This is a genomic window from Jiangella mangrovi, from assembly GCF_014204975.1.
Classification (GTDB): domain Bacteria; phylum Actinomycetota; class Actinomycetes; order Jiangellales; family Jiangellaceae; genus Jiangella; species Jiangella mangrovi.
On the sequence record NZ_JACHMM010000001.1, the window covers coordinates 1500812 to 1519187 of the forward strand.

The window sequence follows — 18376 nt, forward strand, 5'->3', positions numbered from 1 at the left end:
CGTTCGCATTCTCGGCAACACTCTCGTTGCACGTCAGCAGCTTCTAGGCAGGTCAGAGCTGTGATATCGTTGCAATGGTTCAGGCGTCAACGCAACATTCGAGCCTCAGCTCGTTGCAATGGGTAGCGATGAACGCTACGCTCGGGGGATGCCCGGAGGAAGGCTCACTCAGGGGGAACGCCAGCAGATCGCGCTGGGCCTCGCCGACGACCTCGCCTACGCCGAGATCGCCCGGCGGCTCGACCGCCCCACCTCGACCATCACGCGCGAGGTCATGCGCAACGGCGGCCCGGCCGGCTACCGCGCCGACCTCGCCCACCACGCGACCGAGCGCCGCGCCCACCGGCGCAAGCCGGCCGCACCCCGGGGGCCGCAGGTGTCGCCGTCGGCCCATGGGCGCGACCCCGAGGCGGTGAGCGAGTACGAAGAGTCGTTCACGACGCTGCTCATGCAGTCGGGCCTGCCCCGCATAGCGTCGCGGGTGCTGACCTGCCTCTACACCAGCGACGCCGGCAGCCTCACCGCGTCGGAGCTGGTCCAGCGCCTGCAGGTCAGCCCGGCGTCGGTCTCGAAGGCGATCACGCTGCTCGAGCACCAGGGCCTCGTGCTCCGCGAGCGCGCCGAGGGTCGCCGCGAGCGCTACGTCGCCGACAACGACGTCTGGTACCAGTCGATGATCGCCGCCGCCCGGTCCAACCTCCAGCTCGCCGAGACCGCCCGGCAGGGGGTCGGCGTCCTCGGCGCCGGCACCCCGGCCGCGGTCCGCCTCGAGAACATGGCCCGCTTCGTCGACTTCGTCGCCGAGTCCATCACCCGCGCGGCGGAGCAGGCCCGCGACATCCTGCACACGAAGGCCGCCCCGCCGCCCGGCTAACCGCTGCGCAAGGCCGTGATCGGCTCGACGGCGGACGCCCGCCAGGCGGGATAGGCGCCCGCGACCAGGCCGATCAGGCCGCCGAGCAGCGGCGCAACGAGCGCCAGCCGGATGTCCAGCAGCGGCGTCCAGTCGCGCACGACCGACACCCCGACCGTCGCCAGCACCCCAATGGTCGAGCCGATCAGCCCTCCCAACAGGCCGACGATCCCGCTCTCGACCAGGAACTGGCCGGCCACGTGCACCCGGCCCGCGCCGACCGCCCGGCGCAGCCCGATCTCGGAGATCCGCTCCAGCACCGACAGCAGTGTGACGTTCGCGATGCCCAGCCCGCCGACCAGCAGCGACAGCCCGCCGAGGGCGAGGAACAGCCCGTTGACGTCGGCCGACACGTTGTCGCGCAGCGAGCCCGGCCGCGGCGGTGCCGACACGTCGAGCAGGTCGGGGTTGTTGGGGTCGACGGCGATCGGCGCCTGCCGGCCGATCAGCTGGGCCGCGCCGAGCTCCGTCCGGACCTCGAGCACCTCGGGCGCCTCCAGCCCGAACAGCTCGCGCGCGGTGGTCATCGGCATGATCACGGAGTCCTGCAGCTCCGTCCGGTAGTCGACGGAGTCCACGATCCCGATGACGGTGAACGCGCGGTCGCCGATGAAGATCGACGGTTGTGCGTCGACCCGGTTGATGCCCAGCCGGTCGGCGGCGTAGCGGCCGAGGACGACGACGGCGTCGCCGCGGGCGTCGTGCCCCTCGTCGAAGGTCCGGCCGCCGGACAGCCGCGCCCCGAGCGACTCGAACAGCCCCGGCGACGCGGCGGCCACAGGCACCGTCTGCTCCTGGGTCCCGTACGGCACGCCGCGGACCGGGTCGCCGCCGACGTCGACGGCCGCGAACGTGCCCGCCGACTCGACGCCGGCCAGCCGCTCGAGCCGGGCCGGCGCGTCCCACGGCAGCTGGGTCAGGGCGACCTGCCCGTCCGGACCCTCGGTCTCCCCCGGCTCGACGGTGACCCGGGTCGCGGCGACCGCGTCGAACCGGTCGGAGATCTGCCCGGCCGCCGTCTGCCCGAGCCCGATCGTCGCCACCAGCGCGGCGATGCCCAGCACCGTCCCCAGCGTGGTCAACGCGAGCCGCGACGGCCGCGCGGCCACCCCGGCGAGCGCCTCGGAGGTCAGGTCGCGCAGGGTCATCCGCCGGCCGCGACGGGTCACCCGCTGCCGCCCGCGCCGCCGGGTCAGCCGGGCCAGTCGCGGCCGCCTCACACGACCACCCCGGCGGCCACGTCGGACATGACGCCGTCGACGATCCGGACCCGCCGCTGCGCCCGGGCGCTCACGCCGTCGTCGTGGGTGATGACGGCGAGCGTCAGCCCCTCGGCGTGCAGCTCGTCGAAGAGGTCCAGCACCGACGCCGCGTTGCCGGAGTCGAGGTTGCCGGTCGGCTCGTCGGCCAGCAGCAGGCTCGGCTGCGCCACCAGCGCGCGGGCGATGGCGACCCGCTGCCGTTCGCCGCCGGACAGCGTGATCGGGTCGAAGTCCAGCCGGTGCCCCAGCCCGACCCGCTCGAGCGTGGCCGTGGCGCGCGCCGTCCGCTCCCGCCGCGGCACCCGCAGGTAGATCATCGCCAGCTCCACGTTCTCGAGGACGGTGCGGTGCGGCAGCAGGTGGAAGGCCTGGAACACGAAGCCGATCCGCTCGCCGCGCACCCGCGTGCGCCGTCGTTCGGACAGCGTGCTGACGTCGACGCCGTCGAGCCGGTAGGTCCCGTGCGACGGCCGGTCCAGCAGGCCGAGCAGGTGCAGCAGCGTCGACTTGCCCGATCCCGACGGCCCGATGATCGACAGGTACTCGCCCTCGGCGACGGTGAGGTCGACGTCCTTGACGGCCTCGACCCGCGGCGGGCCGGGGAACATCCGGCCGACTCCGGTCATCTCAACCACCGGCGGCATCGTCGTCACCTCCATCGTCGTCTCCCCCATCGCCGACGACCACCAGGTCGCCCTCCGCGAGCGTGCCGTCGACGGCGCTGACCTCGGCGTAGCCCTCGGCGGTGAGGCCGACCTCGACCTCGACCAGCTCGGCGACGCCCTCGCGCATCACCTCGACGCGCGACTCGCCGCCCGGCCCTGCCGTCAGCGCCGCCAACGGGACGGCGAGCACGTCGCCGTCGGTGCTCTCGATCGGCACGGTGATGCGCACGTTCGCGCCGCGCAGCGCCTCGGCCTGCTCCGGCGTCAGCTCGCCGGGCGTGACGGTGACGTTCCAGCCGGAAGCGCCCTCGCCCTCGGCCTCCGCGATCGCGGTGATGGTGCCCGGCACCTCCTCGCCAGTGGGCACCTCGACGGTGACGGGCTGGTCGACGGCGAGCCGCTCGTGGTCGGCGTCGTCGACGTTCGCGGTCACCACGAGCGAGGCGCCGCTGACCGACATGACGGCGCCGTCGATCGCGCCGCCGCGGCGCACGTTCACCTCGTCGACGCGGCGCGGCAGGCTCGGCACGAACACGACCTCGGCGGCGGGGAGCGGCGTGCCGGCGGCGACCGCGGCCTCGTCACGGGCGGTCTCGGCCTCGTCGAGCCGCTCGCGGGCGTCGTCGAGCGCTTCCTCCAGCGCGTCCTCGTCGACGGGCGCACCCTCGGGCGCGGAGCCGGCCGAGTCGAGCGCGTCCTCGGCGTCCTCGACCGCGTCCTCGGCCTGGTCGACCTGGTCGTTCGCCGCGTCCAGCTCCTGCTCGGCCTGCGGGTCCGGCGCGGGCGGCTCGTAGCCGATGCGCTCGAACAGCTCCGCGACGGCGTTCCCGGTGGACCCGGTGTACTCGTCGTCGACCCGGCCGGGATCGAGCCCCAGCCGCTCCAGCGTCTGCTCCAGCTGCTCGACGTCGGGCCCGCTCATGCCCGGCCGCAGCGACCGGTACATCGGCAGCTCGCCGGCCAGCGCGATGAGCGGCCGGCCGACGATCTCGAGCAGCGCCGCGCCCTCGGCGATCTCCGCGCCCACCTCCGGCACCTGGCCGGTGACGATCGGCGGCATCTCCAGCCCGCCGGTCTCCGGCGTGATGTCGACCGCACCCGCGGATGTCACGTCGCCGCGGGTCACGACCTCGCTGTTCAGTGTCCGCAGCTCAACCGGGACCGTGACCTCGGACGCCTCGGGGGCGGCCGTCCGCGCGACGGCGTCGGCGGGCGACGTGATGCGGGTGCCGGCGTAGATGCCGGCACCCAGGGCGATGACGGCAGAGCCGCCGACGGCGAGAAGGGTCCGGCTGCGCGACCGGCTCACCCGAGTCCACCGGCGTGGCCGGCCGGGCCCTCGGCCATCGTGTCGCGGTAGCGCTCCAACTCGGCCCGGTGCTGATCGACGAACTCCTCCTCGAAGCCCAGCGCGACCTCGCTCTGCGCGTCCTCGAAGTGCTCCTGCTCGCAGTCGTAGTCGGCGGTCGCGACGGCGACCTCCCACTGCTGCAGCTCCTCCAGGTCCTCCGGCGAGACGTCGCTCTCGACCCAGCCGCCGCCCTCGGTGGTCACCGAGACACCGGGGCCGCCCTCCGGGCCGCCCTGCTCGGTCTCCCAGCCGTAGAGCTCGCCCATCCGCTCCATGACGGCGTCCTCGGGCTCGTTCAGTCCCTCGAAGTCGCCGGAGCCGGCCTCGGCCATGCAGACGGCCCACTCCTCCGTCGCCGCGACGACGCGCGGGTCGCTCTCGATGCGCTCGCGCAGCGCCTCGAGGTCCTCGAACAGGGACTCGAACTCGCTCATGTCCGGGCCGACCATCATGCCGCCGCCGTCGCCGTAGACCTCGGCGCGAGCCTGGCCGTGGCAGCCCTGCTCCTCCATGGACGGCGCCTCGCCCGGCTGGGCCGGCTTGATGGAGACCGCGCCGCCGTCAGGGGACACGTCGGCCATGTCGCCCCAGAGCGTGCGGTTGTACTCCTCGAGCGCCGCCTCCGACAGGCCCTCGCGGATCTCCTGGTTCGGGTCCAGGTTCTGCTCGTCCTCGGGGGCCTCGCGGCGCATCAGCGTCGACATCCCGTAGCCGTACTCGCGGGCGAACTCGTCCGGCGGCAGCGAGTAGGCCTCGGCGAACGGGTCGTCCTCGGGCGCCCCGGCGAACGGGTCGACCGGGACGTACTCGAACCCGGCGTCCTGCATGCACTGCGCCACGAGCTCCTCGACCTGGCGCATCTTCTGCTGCTCCTCGTCGCTGAGGTCGCCCGCCGACAGCGCCATCGTCATGCGGGCGCCGCCGGCCCGGGCGAAGCCGGAGTTCGCGCCCATGTACTCCTCGAGCGGGCTCAGCTCCTCGTCGCCGCCTTCGCCGTCGCCGCCGCCCGAGCCGTCCGCCTGGTCGGCGCCGCCGCCGTCGTTCTCACCGCCGCTGCCGCCGTCCGCACCGCACCCGGAGAAGGCCAGGCCGGCCACGCACGCGAACGCCAGCAGCCGGGTCCGTGCTCGCCAATTCGTCATGCCAGCAGGGTGCGGAGGAGGCTGTGAAGAAGCTGTGAAGGAGCCGTCAGATCGGCGCTCTTCACAGGTTCCTGACAGGTTCCTGCGACACTCGAATGTCATGGGAGCCCGGATCCTCGTGGCCGAGGACGACGTCAAGCAGGCCGAGCTCGTCCGCCGCTACCTCGAGCGCGAGGGTCACTCCGTCGTCGTCACCCACGACGGGCGCACCGCGCTGGACGAGGCACGACGGCGACAGCCCGACCTGCTGGTGCTCGACGTCATGATGCCGCGCGTCGACGGCCTCGACGTGTGCCGCATCCTGCGCACGGAGTCCGACACGCCGATCATCATGCTGACCGCGCGGTCCACCGAGGACGACCTGCTGCTCGGCCTCGACCTCGGTGCCGACGACTACCTCACCAAGCCGTACAGCCCGCGCGAGCTGGTGGCCCGGGTCCGCACCATCCTGCGGCGCGTCGAGCGGCACCGGGCGCCGCACTCGCGCCACCGCATCGGCGCGCTCACCGTCGACACCGACCGGCACCAGGTGTACGTCGACGGGCGCGAGATCGACGTCACGCCCGCGGAGTTCAAGATCCTCGCCTGCCTGTGCGCCGAGCCCGGCCGGGTGTTCCCGCGGCAGAAGCTGCTCGAGGAGGCGTTCGGGTTCGACCACTACGCCCTCGACCGTACCGTCGACGTGCACGTCATGAACCTGCGCCGCAAGATCGAGGCCGATCCCGGCGCGCCCGCCTACCTGCTGACCGTCTACGGCGTCGGCTACAAGATGGCTGATCATCCAGGAGTCCGCGATGCGTCGTAACCTCTTCGTCCGGCTGATCGGGCTGTCGCTCGGCGTCGCCGTCATGTCGATCGCGGCCACCGCCTGGATCACCACGCAGAGCACCAGTGAGCGGCTGCGCGGCACGTTCGAGCGCACCCTCGAGGGCGACTCGTTCGTGTACCAGCGGCTGATCGCCTACGGGCAGGAGCACGACTCGTGGGACGGCGTCGGCGCGGTCGTCGACGAGCTCGCAACCGCCGTCGGCAACCGGGTCGCCCTCACCGAGCCCGACGGCGAGGTCATCGCCGACTCCGCGGCCTCCGACGGCGCGGCGCCGCCGCTCCCGTCCACGCCGACCGCCGAGGTCGACCCGATGGCGCCGGTCGCGGTCATGGCCGGTGGCGCGGTGGCCCCGCTGGCGGCGGCGACGCGGATCGACGGCGGCGGCGTGATCGCGGGGGACGTGAAGGTGGGCTCGGGGTCGGGGGGTTCGGGGACGGCGAGCCCTTCGGTGCCGCCGGATGGCGTCACCGCGACGCCGTTCGAGGACATCACCGTCCACGACGCCCCCATGAGCTGGACGCTGGTCGGCGCGGGCGCCATGCCCCCCGACGCCGCGTCGTCCTGGCGGCTCACCGACGAGGAGGGGGCGGCCCGGCAGCAACTGGCGGCCGCGGCGAACACCTGCCTGCAGGACGTCGGCGACGGCGCGATCATCGTCTCGTTCGACGGGGCCATCCTGCGGGTGACGTCCGAGCCGGCCGCCGGCGTCACCTCGGCGCCCGCGAACACCACCTCGATGGTCGCCCTCGACGCCGCCAGCCATGGCTGCATCCCCGCCGAGCTCTCGGCGCCGAGCGCGGCCAGCCAGGACCTGAACGAGAACGAGGTGCGCCTCGCCGAGTTGTGCCTGGCCGAGGCCGGCGTCGCGACCAAGCCGATGCTCCAGCCCAACGGACTCGTCACCCTCACCACCGAGCGCGACGACGCCGCCGCCACCGAGTCGCTGCGCCTGTGTTCCACCCAGGCGAGCCAGCAGGCGATGGAGCCGTACCTGGCCGACGCGGCTCTGCTGTACATCGGCTCGACCGACCGGTTCGACGCCTTCTCCGGCGACGGGTGGGTGCGGACGGTGCTCGCCGGCCTGGGCGTGCTGGTGGCCGCGACCGGGGTCACCGTCCTCGCCGGTCGGCGCCTCACGCACCCGATCCGCACCCTCACCGAGGCGGCCCAGCGCATGGCGTCGGGCGGGCGGGGCGCCCGGGTCCGCGTCGCCGGCCACGACGAGGTGGCCCGGCTGGGCGACGCCTTCAACGCCATGGCCTCGTCGATCGAGGAGAACGAACGCCAGCGCAAGGCGATGGTCAGCGACATCGCCCACGAGCTGCGGACGCCCCTGGCCAACGTCCGCGGCTACCTCGAGGCGGCCGAGGACGGCGTCGTCCCGCTCGACCCGCAGCTGGTGTCGTCGCTGCTCGAGGAGTCGGCGCTGCTGCAGCGGCTCATCGACGACCTGCAGGACCTCGCCCTGGCCGACGCGGGCATGCTGCGGGTGCATCGCGAGGAGACCGACGTGGCCGAACTCGCCCGCCAGGTCGTCGCCGCCCACCAGCCGTCGGCGTCGTCGTCGGGGACGGAGCTGGTGGTCGCCGTCTCCGCTTCCGCCGAGATCGTGGCCGAGGTCGATCCGGTGCGGCTGCGGCAGGCGCTGGGCAACCTGGTGGCGAACGCGGTGCAGTACTCCGGCGACGGCGCGACCGTGCTGGTGCGGGTGTCGCGGGACTCGTCGTCCGACGAGGTGGTGCTGGCGGTCCGCGACGACGGTCCCGGCATCGCGCCGGAACACCTCGAGCACCTCTTCGACCGCTTCTACCGCACGGACACCTCCCGCACCCGCGCGACGGGCGGCAGCGGTCTCGGGCTGGCGATCACCAGGCACCTCGTCGAGGCCCACGAGGGGACGGTGACGGTGTCGAGCATGGTCGGCGCCGGGTCGACCTTCACCATCCGCCTCCCGATGCGGGTGGCGCTGCCGGCCTCACTGAGTTGATCATGGAGAAGATCGGCTTCCCGGCCCCCGGGAACCCGACTTTCTCCACTGTCGACGGCGGGCGCTGCGGCCCGGCCGGGGCGGCGGATGTGTGCAGCACCCGCGGGAACCGGTATGCTCGGCGACGTGCCGCCTCTACGGGCGGCATCTGCGGATGTAGTTCAATGGTAGAACTCCAGCTTCCCAAGCTGATAACGCGGGTTCGATTCCCGTCATCCGCTCCATAGCGCATCGGCCCAGGTCACAGACCTGGGCCTTTCTCGTTTATCACACGTCGACGAACAGGGTCACCGTCACCACGTCGCCGACGGCCAGGTCCTCTCCCAGCCGCACGACGTCCTTGAGGGGGACGATGTAGCGGCCGTCCTTCGGGAACAGCGACGTCTTCCAGTCGGTGGCGCCGATGCGGGCCTGGACGGGGATCATCCCCCAGCCGTAGGTCACCATCGCGGCCGCCTCCTTCAGCTCCTCACTCTCGTCGTCGGGGACGGTGACGAAGTGATAGGGCGACGGGCCGCGCCAGTGCCAGATCTCGCCGCTGAACTCGAGCTCCACCCGCGACAGCCTAGGCGGGGCGGCGTCAGAGCGGGCGGCCGCGCACGTGCGACACGACGAGCTGCGGAACGTGACCGTCCGGGCCGCCGCGTCCGGGGAAGTCGAACACGCCGAGCATCAGCTGCATCGGGTAGTCCGGCGCCTGGTAGACCGTCCGCACCGGGTCGCCGTCGACGCTGAAGGAGACGACGCCGGGGCGCCACTCGACGCCGTAGGTGTGGAACTCGGCGAGGTCGAGGTCGAGCCAGGGCGCGGTGAACTCCTCGCGCAGCACCGGGTCGCGGAACGCGTGGATGCCCATGCCGACGTCGTGCGGGGCGGAGCCGAAGACCTCCATGACGCAGATCTCGCCGGAGCGCTCGGGCCGGTCCTCGATGCCGGACATCCAGAACGCGACCATCGACCGCTCGGACACGACACCGCGCAATCGGGCTTCGAACCGCCCATAGGTCGGCGTGTAGCCCCAGAACGGCGGCTGCTCCTCGCGCACCGTCAGGCCGGGCACGAACGGCTGCTGCCCGACGGTGCCGCCGGCCGGTCCGGAGAAGGCGCCGGTCTGCAGGCACGACACCCGCAGCAGCTCGTCGTGCCGGTCGGCGCACCAGAGCCCCTGGGCCGGCGGGATCGACAGCCGCAGCTCACCGTCCTCGACGGCGTAGGTGGCGGCCGACTCCGCGCGCGAGCTCCAGTGCGACAGGTAGTAGGGGAACCAGACGCTCGTGTCGAGGTCGTCGCCGGTGAACCGCTCCTCCAGATGCACGGCCATGCCGCCGCATCGTAGACCCGCCCCGGCCTGACGACAGGGGCCGAACGGTCACTCCTCCCAGACGGTCACCAGCGGCAGTCCGCGGGTCGTCCGCGCGGCGTCGACCAGCTCCTGGACCAGGTCGGTCTTCGCGCGCGTGTACTCGTCGGAATCGGTGATCGTCCCCGCAAGGTCGCGCTTGAGCGCCCCGTACGCGGCCGCCGCCTCGGGGTGGGCGCGCAGGTGGTCGCGGAGCAGCCGCTCGTTGCGGGTGTCCCACGAGTCGGCGGTGACGACGTGGAGATGGTGCGTGCGCCGCCCGCCGGCGTCGTCGCGCGGGTAGAACAGCCGCTCGCGCATGGCGGTCTCGACCGGGTGGTACCCGAGCGAGGCGAGCACGTCCTCGCGATCGGCGACGGCGGACAGCGAGGGCACCGACGCCATGAGGTCGATGATCGGCTTCGCCGCGAGCCCGGGGACGGAGGTGCTGCCGATGTGCTCCACGTCGAGGAACACCCCCGGCAGTGCATCGCGCAGCTCGCGGGCCGCCGCGGCCGCCTGCCCCGGCCACGACGGGTCGTAGTCGCGCACCTCGATGGCCATGGCGTCACCTTAGGGTGGGCGCATGCGTTTCGGCGTCCTCGGCCCGCTGGCCGTCTGGACCGACGACGGCGACCAGGTCACCGTCCCGGGGGTCAAGGTACGGGCGCTGCTGGCCGTGCTGCTCGTCCACGAGGGCCGGGTCGCCTCGGTCGACCGGCTGGTCGAGGACGTGTGGGGCGACGACGCGCCGGCCAACCCCGCGGCCGCCCTGCAGGTCCGCGTCTCGCAGCTGCGCAAGGCCCTCGACGACGCCGAGCCGGGCGCCCGCGACCTCGTCGTCTCCCGCGCCCCCGGCTACGCGCTCGAGGCCGTTACCGACAGCGCCGTCGACGCCGCCCGGTTCGCCGCGCTCGTGACGCGTGCCCAGAGCGCCACCGGCCAGGAGCGCAGGGACGTCCTCACCGAGGCGCTCGCCCTCTGGCGCGGGCCCGCCCTGGCCGACTTCGCCGACCACGAGTTCGCCGCCACGGCCGCGGCCGGGTGGGAGGAGCAGCGCCTCGCCGCGCTCGAGCTGCTGGCGCAGGTCCGGCTCGAGCTGGGCGAGCACACCGTCCTGGCCGCCGAGCTGGCCGAGCCGGTCGCCGCGTACCCGTACCGCGAGCGGCTGCGCGCCGTCCACCTGCGCGCGCTCTACCGCGCCGGCCGGCAGCGCGAGGCGCTGGACAGTTACGAGGAGTTCCGCCGCGGCCTCGCCGACGAGCTGGGCCTGGACCCCGGCCCCGAGCTGGCCGAGCTGCACCAGGCGATCCTCGAACAGGACCCGAGCCTCGCCACCCCGCCCATTCGCCGGGGCGCCCGCCCGAGCCCCAACCTCACCGCGCCGCCACCGATCATCGGCCGCGACGACGCGCTCCCCGAGATCCGCGAGCTGCTCGGCAAGGAACGGCTGGTCACGCTCACCGGGCCCGGCGGCGTCGGCAAGACCCGGCTGGCGACGGCGGCGGCGCACCCGCTCGTGGGGTCGTACGACGACGGCGGCTGGCTGGTCGAGCTGGCCGCGCTCGAACGCCCGCAGCCCCGGCGCGCCGTCGACGACATCGCCGAGCTCGCCATGGGCGTGCTCGGCGTCCGCGACGCCACCGAGCCGGGCGAGGTCACAACGCCCGCGCACCGGCTGGCCGAGGCGCTGCGCGAGCGCCGGCTGCTGCTGGTCCTCGACAACTGCGAGCACCTCGTCGAGCACGCCGCGACCCTCGCCGAACTGCTGCTGCGGACCGCCCCCGGCCTGACCATCCTGGCGACCAGCCGCGAACCGCTCGGCCTGAGCGGCGAGGTGCTGTGGGAGGTCCCGCCGCTCGACCTGCCCGACGAGGACGGCGACAGCGGCGGCGACCGCCTGGCCGAGTCCGGAGCGGTGCGGCTGTTCGCCACCCGGGCCGCGGCGTCGGCGCGCGGCTTCACGCTGGACGAGTCGACCGCCCCCGCCGTCGCCCAGTTGTGCCGCCGCCTCGACGGCATCCCGCTCGCCATCGAGCTGGCCGCCACCCGGGTCCGCGCCCTCGGCGTGCACACCTTGCTCGAACGGCTCGACGACCGCTTCCGCGCGCTCGGCACCGGCCCGCGCGACCTGCCGGCCCGGCAGCGCACCCTGACCGCCGCCATCGACTGGAGCTGGAACCTCCTCGAGCCCGAGGAGCAGGTGGTGCTGCGCCGGCTCGCCGTGCAGGCCGACGGGTGCACGCTCGTGGCGGCGGAGGCGATCTGCGCCGACGAGGACGACGGGGCCGGCGACGGCGTCGACGTGCTGGACGTCCTCGCCCGGCTGGTCGACCGCTCGCTGGTGGTCGTCGACGAGCGTGACGGCGGACCGCGCTACCGGCTGCTCGAGTCGGTCGCTGCCTACGGCGTCAACCGGCTGCACGAGGCCGGCGAGCACGCCCGGATCCGGGCCCGGCACGCCCGCTACTACACGGACCTCGCCCGCGCGGCCGACGCCGAGCTGCGCGGCGCCGGCCAGCGTGAATGGCTGCGCCGGCTCGACGCGGAGTCGGCGAACCTGCGCGCGGCGCTGGACAGCGCCGAGCGGCTGGGCGACGCCGAGGTCGCGCTGTGCCTCACCAGCGCGCAGACCTGGTACTGGATGTTGCGCGGCCGGCTCTCCGAAGGCCGGCGGGCGCTCGAGACGGCGCTGGCGATCCCCGGCGACGTGCCGGCCGCCGTCCGCGCCGAGGCGCTGACCTGGCGCACCGGCATCACGACCCTGCAGGGCGACACGCACGACTGGATCGCGCGCTGCGAGGCCGCCCTGGACGCCTTCCCCGAGGGCGACGGCGGCGGCGCACCTGCCGGGCGGGCCCGGGCGGAGTGGTTCCTCTGCTACGCCACGTTCGACCTCGGCGACGCCGCGGTCACGGACCGGCTGCTGGACCGCGCGTCCCGGGGGTTCGCGGCGGCCGGCGACCGCTGGGGCGAGGCCGCGGCGCTCTACCTGCGGGCCCGCACCGCGCACGTCCACGGCGACCCGCAGGCGCTGGAGCAGTACGCCACCGAGGCGGTGCGGAGCTTCCGCGAGCTCGGCGACGGCTGGGGCATCCTGCAGGCGACCGACTGGCTGATCGGGCTGGCCGACCTCACCGGCGACTACGACGAGGGGCTGCGGCTCTGCCGCGAGTCGCTGCCGCTGGCCGAGGAGCTGGGGCTGTGGCCCGACGTCGTCGCTGCGCTGTCCTGGCAGGGCTGGATCGGGGTGCAGATCGGCGACTACGCCGCCGCCCGCGAGCAGTGCGAGCAGGCGCTGCGGCTGGCCACCGAGCTCGGCCAGCACTCGGCGCAGGTCTTCGCCGCGCTGGGGTTGTCGTTCGCGGCCAGGCGGGCCGGGGACCTGGACGTCGCCGAGGAACACCTCACCCGGCTGCTGCGGACCGCCGAGGAGCAGGCCGCGGAGGCCGGCACGGCGTTCTACCTCTCGATCGTGCTCAACGAGCTCGGCTTCCTCGCCGCCGAACGGGGCGACCCGGCCGCGGCGCTCGACCTGCACCTGCGCGCCTACGACGCCGGGCAGGACATCGGCGCGGCGGGTCGCGAGCTGACCTTCGCGCTGGTCGCGGCGGCCGCGGCGCTGGCCCAGGGCGGCGAGCCGCACGCTGCCGCCGTCGTGCTCGGGGCCGCCGAGACCGGGCTGAGCGCCACCGGGCTGCCGCTGGCGCCGTCGGACCAGGACGAGGCCGACCGGATCGCGGCGCTGGTCCGGTCGGTGCAGGACGCGGCCGCGTTCGAGGCGGCCCGCGCCGAGGGAGCGACGCTCACCCCCGCGGCCGCCCGGGAGTTCGCCGGGCGGCCGCGCTCGGGTGGGAGCGCTCACTTGGGCGCGTAGACCCCCACGATGATCCCGGAGTCGAACACCGTCTGGTCGACCAGCTTCAGGTGGGTGGTGTCGAAGCCGTCCCACAGCCGGTATCCGTCGCCGCCGGCGAGCACGGGGTACACCCAGAAGTGGTACTCGTCGACCAGCTGGTGCTCCAGCAGCGTCTTGTCGAACTCGCCGGTGCCGTACTTGACGATGGTCTCGCCGGACTGCGCCTTCAGGTCGGCGACGGCCTGCGCCACGTCGCCCTCGAGGACCCGGGAGTTCCACTCCAGCTCGCCGGTGAGCGTCCGCGAAGCGACGTACTTCGGCAGCGCGTTGAAGCGGTCGGCGATCGGGTCGCCGGCCCGGCTGGTCCAGGCGTCCTTGAAGCCGTCGTAGGTCGCCCGGCCGAGCAGCATGGCGTCGACGTCGGCAACCAGCTTCGCGTTGTAGTCGTTGTGCTGCTCGTCCCAGTACGGCTGGCCCCACACGTGCGGCTCGCCGATGCAGCCGTCGAGGGTGATGAACGTGGACTCGATGAGCTTGCGCATGATGGTTCCTCCCTGTGGTGCGGGGCGTGTCCCCGTCGATGTGTCCACCCTGCCCGTGTCCCCTTACGGTTCTCTTCAGGTGCGGTTCAGCGGCGCTGCCGTGGGTATCCCAGGGTGCAGGAGGTATCCGCATGATCACCCGACCGCACCAGATCGACATCTGGCTCGATCAGCTGCCGCCCGAGCGTCGCGTCGAGGCCGAGGAGCTGGCAGGGCAGGTTCGCGCCGCCGTCGATGCGAGCCCCGAGCTCGACGAGGCGATCAAGTGGAACCGGCTGACGTTCACGGCCGGCGGCAACTGGCACCACTGGGTCTGCGCCGTGTCCGTGACGAAGCGCGCCTGCAGCCTGCTGTTCCACAAGGGCGTCCTGCTCGACGACGCGAAGAGCCTGCTCGAGGGGGACGGGCGGTACCTGCGCGGCATGTCCTTCGCGCGGGCGCACGACGAGCCCGGCGCGGTCGCGGCGATGGTGCGGCAGGCGGTCGACCGGCAAAACGACATGCTTCCCGACTGACGGAACTGACAGAATCCGGGCATGCCCGGAGACCTGATCATCGAGCCACGCGACCGGCGGCCGGAGCTGGCCGCGCTGGTGGCGCAGCTGCCGCAGCTGTGGCCGACGTTCATGGAGCACGACCCCACGGCCGACCTGTACTACGCCGACGTCCAGCGCAACCATCCGGAGCACGTGCTGCTGGCCTACGAGCCGCCGGACACCCCCGTCGCCCTCGCCTACACCGTCCCGTTCGAGTTCGGTAGCAAGCACCGCGAGCAGCTCCCCGACGACGGCTGGGACGGCGTGATCCGCTGGGCGGCGCTCGACCGCGACCGCGGCACGAAGCCCACCCTGGTGTCGGCGCTCGAGATCGTCATCCGGCCCGACCGGCGTGGTCAGGGCCTCGCCGCCGTCATGCTCCAGGCCATGCGCGACAACGTCCGCCGCCTCGGGTTCACCGAGCTGGTCGCGCCGGTGCGGCCCAGCGCCAAGCACCTCGAGCCGCACACGCCCATGAGCGAGTACGCGTTCCGCACCCGCCCCGACGGCCTCCCCGCCGACCCGTGGCTGCGGGTGCACGCGCGGGCCGGCGCGACCATCGAGAAGGTGGCGCCGCGGTCCATGGTCATCTCCGGCACCCTGGCCGACTGGCGCGAGTGGACGGGCCTGCCGTTCGACACGACCGGCGAGGTCGTCGTGCCGCAGGCGCTGGTGCCGGTGCACTGCAGCGTCGAGCACGACCACGCGGTCTACGTCGAGCCGAACGTCTGGATGCGCCACGCCATCGACTGAGGCCTCCGTCTTCCGGGGACGACGGCGTCAGCGGTCGGCCTGGTGGTACTCCAGCCCGCCGGCCGCCGGCATGAGGTAGGCCGCCCACCGCTCGGCCGGGGGCTGCCCGCCCAGTGAGCGCGCCGTCGTCAGCCCGGCCACCTCGGGCCCGACGAGCGCCAGCCGCAGTGGGACCCGCGCGTGCACCTGGGCGCCGATGCCGGCCAGCCAGCGGTCGAGCGGCCGCCGCCACAGCAGCGAGTCGCCGCCACGGAACGGGAACGCCGCGCTGCGCGGCTCGGCGAGGTCGAGCGCGCCGACCGGGATGAAGAAGACCAGCCAGTCGGTGCCGGACGCCTGCCGCACGGCCCGCGCACCGCAGACGACCGTCCGCCGGCGCGGCAGCGTGACCAGCCCGGCCAGCCGCCCGAACCGCTGCAGCCCCGCGACGGTGCACGGCGCGTCGACCCACGACTCGCCGCCGTCGGTCCCGCCCTGGCAGCCGGCCACTCCGGCGGCTGCCCAGAGCGCCGCCAGCGCCGCGTCGAGCCGGGTGTCGTCGCGCTCGCCCAGCTCCATGGCCAGCTCGTAGGCACCGCCGAGCCACAGCGCGTCGTCGTGCAGATCGGATGCGTCGGCCGCCACGGCACCCATCATCGCGGTGCGCAGCCTTCGCGGGGGCGGTTTCCGGACAACTCGGGCGAGGCCGGATCTCGCCGATCCCAGCGGATCGGACGACTTCGCCAATTCTCCGGGCGACCCCTTGCGAGAACAGTGTCTGCGGGACACGGTTTATGGCATGTCCGCATCTGTGCTCTACATGTCCGTGTCGGTCGACGGCTACATCGCCGCCCCCGACGACTTCCTCGGCGGCCCCGCGGGGCACCGCCTGCACGAGTGGTTCGCCCCCGGCGGCGAGTTCGCCGAGGTCACCGGGCCGGCCAAGGCCCTCATGGACGAGATGGGGGCGGCCGGCGCCGTCGTCACCGGGCGGCGCACGGCCGAGCTGATGGACCACTGGGGCGGCGACCTCAACGGCGTCCCGATCTTCGTCGTCAGCCACCGCCCGCCCGGCCCGGCCGCCCGGTTCGGCTACCCGCTGGTGACCTACGTGACCGACGGCATCGCCAGCGCCGTCGAGCAGGCGAGGGCCGCCGCCGGAGACAGGCACGTGCACGTCCAGGGCGGGTACACCGCGCAGCAGGCGCTGGCGGCGGGCGTCCTGGACGAGCTCCAGATCAGCCAGGTCCCGGTGCTGCTCGGCGCGGGCCGGCGGCTGTTCGACGTCCTGCCCGCGGAGATCGAGCTCGACATCGTCCGCGTCATCGACACCCCCGAGGCCACGCACCTGCGGTACCGGGTGCGCCGCTGACGCGACAGAGTGCCGCGGGTCAGAACGGTGGTTCGTCCAGCTCAGCGGCTCGGTGCGGTCGCGCACGACCTGGGTTGATCCCTGGCGCTGCGCTGAGGATCGGGCCGATGGTCTCAGGTTCGACGGCGTAGCGGTGTCCGGCTGGGGTGATCCACCAGGTGGCGCCGGCGGGATCGGTGACGATGCGGAAGCCGTGCCAGGTCTTCGCCTTGTGGTGGCCGCCGTTAGCGCCCAGGTGTTGGTGAGGCAGGTGGTACCGCCGGCAGCCCACGGGATCCGGTGGTCGATCTCGGCCTCGGCAGCGGGGCGATGGCACGTGGGGAACCTGCAGGTGCGATCGCGGGTGACGACGTGGGCGGCGAGGGCGGCCGGCGAGGTGTAGGTGGTTCGGCTGTACTCGAGCAGCCGTCCGTCGGCGGGATCGGTGAGCAGCCGCCACAGCGTGGCGTCGGCGGCGACGCGACGAGCGGTGGTCGCGGTGACGGGACCGTAGCCGTCGAGCTCGCCGGGCGTCTCGTTGTCACCGCGCAGGGTGGTGACCGGGACAGTGACGTGCACGGTGGCGGCCCGGCCACGGCGCCGCCCCAGCCGCACGGCCCGGCCGCCGACGTCGCCCGGCCCGTTCGGGTCGCCCGGCCCCCTCGGGTCGCCCGGCCCCGTCGGCTCACCTGGGCGCGCGGGCGCAGTGACGTTGCCCGGTGGGTGGCCGGCGACGGTGACGTCGGGGCCGCCTGCGCAGGCGGGGTTACAGCAGCCCAGGTGACCGGAGTCCAGCGCGGTCCAGGCCAGCCCGGTGAGCAGGTCGAAACGCAGGTGGTCCAGGGTGCGTTCGTCCCCACCGTCACGGGCGTGGCGGGCGGCGGCGTCGCTGGCCACCCACAGGGCGGTGACGTCCTCGGCCGGCCCGCACAGGGTCAGCGTGGCCATACCGTCCTCCCCGCCCGGGGAGGCCGGTTCGGGCCGCCCGACCCTCCGCTGCGCGGCCGCCGCGTTGCGGCGTTCCTCGGCACCGGCGGGGTCGGCGGCGATCACCTCACGGCGCAGCGCCTGGTCCAGCACCCACCGGGTCCGCGCCCTCGCGATCGGCAACACGACCTGCTCCACCGCGCGGCGCACCGTCGGGTCGCCCAGGCAGCGGGTCCGCTCGGCGATCAGGCGGGCCTTGTCCAGGTCGATCCATCCGGCTTCCAGCGCGGCGAAGGTGTCCGGGAGGTCCTCGATCAGTTCGACCGCGAGCGCCACCTGCGCGGTCGCGCGCCCCGGCGTCCAGGCCAGCGCCAGCGACACCTCGTCCCCGGCCGCCTGCACCGGTTGGTGCGCATGCCCCGCGCCGAGCTCGCCTGCGCCACACGTGCCGTATTCCGGGCGGGCGGCCAGCTCAGCGAACACCCGCAGCAGGGCCGCGTCGTCACAGGCACGCTGACGCTGCCGCGCCAGCGCGACGATGACCAGCTCATGCGCCGACAACCCCGCCAGATCGACCGCGGCCAGTGCCGCCGCCAGTTCCGGCCCTGGCGGCAGCATCGCCAACCGATCCATCAGATCAGACACCGCACGTCCTTCCCGTCCACGATGGGGAAGCGCTCCTGGGTACGAGCGCGAGCCACCCACATTGGGCCCACCATGGGCTGGGATGGACGACCACACCCACCGAACGGGGCGCGACCGTGGACGGGGCGGGACACCTGGCGCGATGCCCTCTTCGACGCCCGGGAACCCACAACTGACCGCTCCCGGGAACGGCTGAAACAACTACCATTACCCTATCGCACGCGTGTTCGGCTCGCAAACGCTCACCAGCAGTGACCGTGGCCACGAACACGGCCCGCGAGTTCGGCAGCTGACAC

At 73.7% G+C, this 18376-nt stretch carries 16 protein-coding genes, 1 tRNA gene and 1 pseudogene; 8 read left to right on the forward strand and 10 right to left on the reverse strand.

The genetic code is table 11. The annotated features are described in order from the left end of the window. The first annotated feature begins 148 nt into the window (after positions 1 to 148). The gene (locus tag HD601_RS36235; protein WP_184820497.1) at positions 149 to 874 is read left to right on the forward strand and encodes a GbsR/MarR family transcriptional regulator; all 726 of its coding nucleotides are present in this window, start codon (positions 149 to 151) and stop codon (positions 872 to 874) included. Here HD601_RS36235 and HD601_RS06985 read toward each other — a convergent pair. From HD601_RS06985 to HD601_RS07000, 4 genes are read right to left on the reverse strand one after another with little or no spacing between them, the layout of a single operon-like run. After that, on the reverse strand, positions 871 to 2133 hold the full coding sequence (locus tag HD601_RS06985; RefSeq protein ID WP_221440644.1) for an ABC transporter permease: 1263 nt from the start codon (positions 2131 to 2133) through the stop codon (positions 871 to 873). The two genes, HD601_RS36235 and HD601_RS06985, sit on opposite strands and share 4 nt — an antisense overlap. Continuing rightward, the gene (locus HD601_RS06990; protein ID WP_184820499.1) at positions 2130 to 2819 is read right to left on the reverse strand and encodes an ABC transporter ATP-binding protein; all 690 of its coding nucleotides are present in this window, start codon (positions 2817 to 2819) and stop codon (positions 2130 to 2132) included. Before HD601_RS06990 ends, HD601_RS06985 begins: the two co-directional genes overlap by 4 nt. Beyond that, complete coding sequence (locus HD601_RS06995; protein WP_184820501.1) at positions 2803 to 4149, reverse strand: peptidoglycan-binding protein; 1347 nt, start codon at positions 4147 to 4149, stop codon at positions 2803 to 2805. The genes HD601_RS06990 and HD601_RS06995 overlap by 17 nt, the downstream gene beginning before the upstream one ends. Beyond that, on the reverse strand, positions 4146 to 5333 hold the full coding sequence (locus HD601_RS07000) for a hypothetical protein (RefSeq protein WP_184820503.1): 1188 nt from the start codon (positions 5331 to 5333) through the stop codon (positions 4146 to 4148). The genes HD601_RS06995 and HD601_RS07000 overlap by 4 nt, the downstream gene beginning before the upstream one ends. Before the next feature lie 100 nt (positions 5334 to 5433). Here HD601_RS07000 and HD601_RS07005 point away from each other — a divergent pair, with 100 nt between their 5' ends. From HD601_RS07005 to HD601_RS07015, 3 genes are all read left to right on the forward strand, one after another. Further along, positions 5434 to 6138, forward strand: coding sequence for a response regulator transcription factor (locus tag HD601_RS07005; protein WP_184820504.1), 705 nt, complete (start codon positions 5434 to 5436; stop codon positions 6136 to 6138). Beyond that, positions 6128 to 8149: a sensor histidine kinase gene (locus HD601_RS07010; protein WP_184820505.1), complete on the forward strand. Its 2022-nt coding sequence runs from the start codon at positions 6128 to 6130 to the stop codon at positions 8147 to 8149. The genes HD601_RS07005 and HD601_RS07010 overlap by 11 nt, the downstream gene beginning before the upstream one ends. Before the next feature lie 150 nt (positions 8150 to 8299). Beyond that, positions 8300 to 8373 (forward strand) — tRNA-Gly (locus HD601_RS07015). A 43-nt stretch (positions 8374 to 8416) separates the two neighbouring features. Here the strand turns inward: HD601_RS07015 and HD601_RS07020 are convergent. Genes HD601_RS07020 through HD601_RS07030 form a run of 3 tightly spaced genes read right to left on the reverse strand, consistent with a single transcriptional unit; the run spans position 8417 to position 10052 of the window. Then, the gene (locus HD601_RS07020) at positions 8417 to 8704 is read right to left on the reverse strand and encodes a DUF1905 domain-containing protein (protein WP_184820506.1); all 288 of its coding nucleotides are present in this window, start codon (positions 8702 to 8704) and stop codon (positions 8417 to 8419) included. Positions 8705 to 8729: 25 nt separating this feature from the next. Continuing rightward, the gene (locus HD601_RS07025; protein ID WP_184820507.1) at positions 8730 to 9470 is read right to left on the reverse strand and encodes a glycoside hydrolase family 16 protein; all 741 of its coding nucleotides are present in this window, start codon (positions 9468 to 9470) and stop codon (positions 8730 to 8732) included. 48 nt (positions 9471 to 9518) lie between these two features. Next, the gene (locus tag HD601_RS07030; RefSeq protein WP_184820508.1) at positions 9519 to 10052 is read right to left on the reverse strand and encodes a GrpB family protein; all 534 of its coding nucleotides are present in this window, start codon (positions 10050 to 10052) and stop codon (positions 9519 to 9521) included. Positions 10053 to 10074: 22 nt separating this feature from the next. Between HD601_RS07030 and HD601_RS07035 the strand changes: the two genes are divergently transcribed. Then, positions 10075 to 13365, forward strand: a complete 3291-nt coding sequence (locus HD601_RS07035) for an AfsR/SARP family transcriptional regulator (protein ID WP_184820510.1) — start codon at positions 10075 to 10077, stop codon at positions 13363 to 13365. Here the strand turns inward: HD601_RS07035 and HD601_RS07040 are convergent. Continuing rightward, a complete protein-coding gene (locus tag HD601_RS07040; RefSeq protein ID WP_184820512.1) occupies positions 13350 to 13889 on the reverse strand; it encodes a dihydrofolate reductase family protein in 540 nt (179 codons plus the stop codon). The two genes, HD601_RS07035 and HD601_RS07040, sit on opposite strands and share 16 nt — an antisense overlap. Before the next feature lie 131 nt (positions 13890 to 14020). Here HD601_RS07040 and HD601_RS07045 point away from each other — a divergent pair, with 131 nt between their 5' ends. Together HD601_RS07045 and HD601_RS07050 are read left to right on the forward strand one after the other, a co-directional pair. Next, entirely contained in the window at positions 14021 to 14404 is a 384-nt protein-coding gene (locus tag HD601_RS07045) for a DUF1801 domain-containing protein (protein ID WP_184820514.1), read from the forward strand. Positions 14405 to 14425: 21 nt separating this feature from the next. Next, entirely contained in the window at positions 14426 to 15178 is a 753-nt protein-coding gene (locus tag HD601_RS07050; RefSeq protein ID WP_184820516.1) for a GNAT family N-acetyltransferase, read from the forward strand. A 27-nt stretch (positions 15179 to 15205) separates the two neighbouring features. Here HD601_RS07050 and HD601_RS07055 read toward each other — a convergent pair whose 3' ends face one another. Next, on the reverse strand, positions 15206 to 15802 hold the full coding sequence (locus tag HD601_RS07055) for a hypothetical protein (protein ID WP_184820518.1): 597 nt from the start codon (positions 15800 to 15802) through the stop codon (positions 15206 to 15208). Between the two features lie 154 nt (positions 15803 to 15956). Between HD601_RS07055 and HD601_RS07060 the strand changes: the two genes are divergently transcribed. After that, positions 15957 to 16529, forward strand: a complete 573-nt coding sequence (locus HD601_RS07060) for a dihydrofolate reductase family protein (protein ID WP_184820520.1) — start codon at positions 15957 to 15959, stop codon at positions 16527 to 16529. Between the two features lie 804 nt (positions 16530 to 17333). On the opposite strand, the pseudogene HD601_RS36240 reads toward HD601_RS07060, so the two are convergent. Continuing rightward, positions 17334 to 18068 (reverse strand): annotated as a pseudogene (locus tag HD601_RS36240) (DUF222 domain-containing protein); the annotation flags it as partial. Positions 18069 to 18376: the final 308 nt, after the last annotated feature.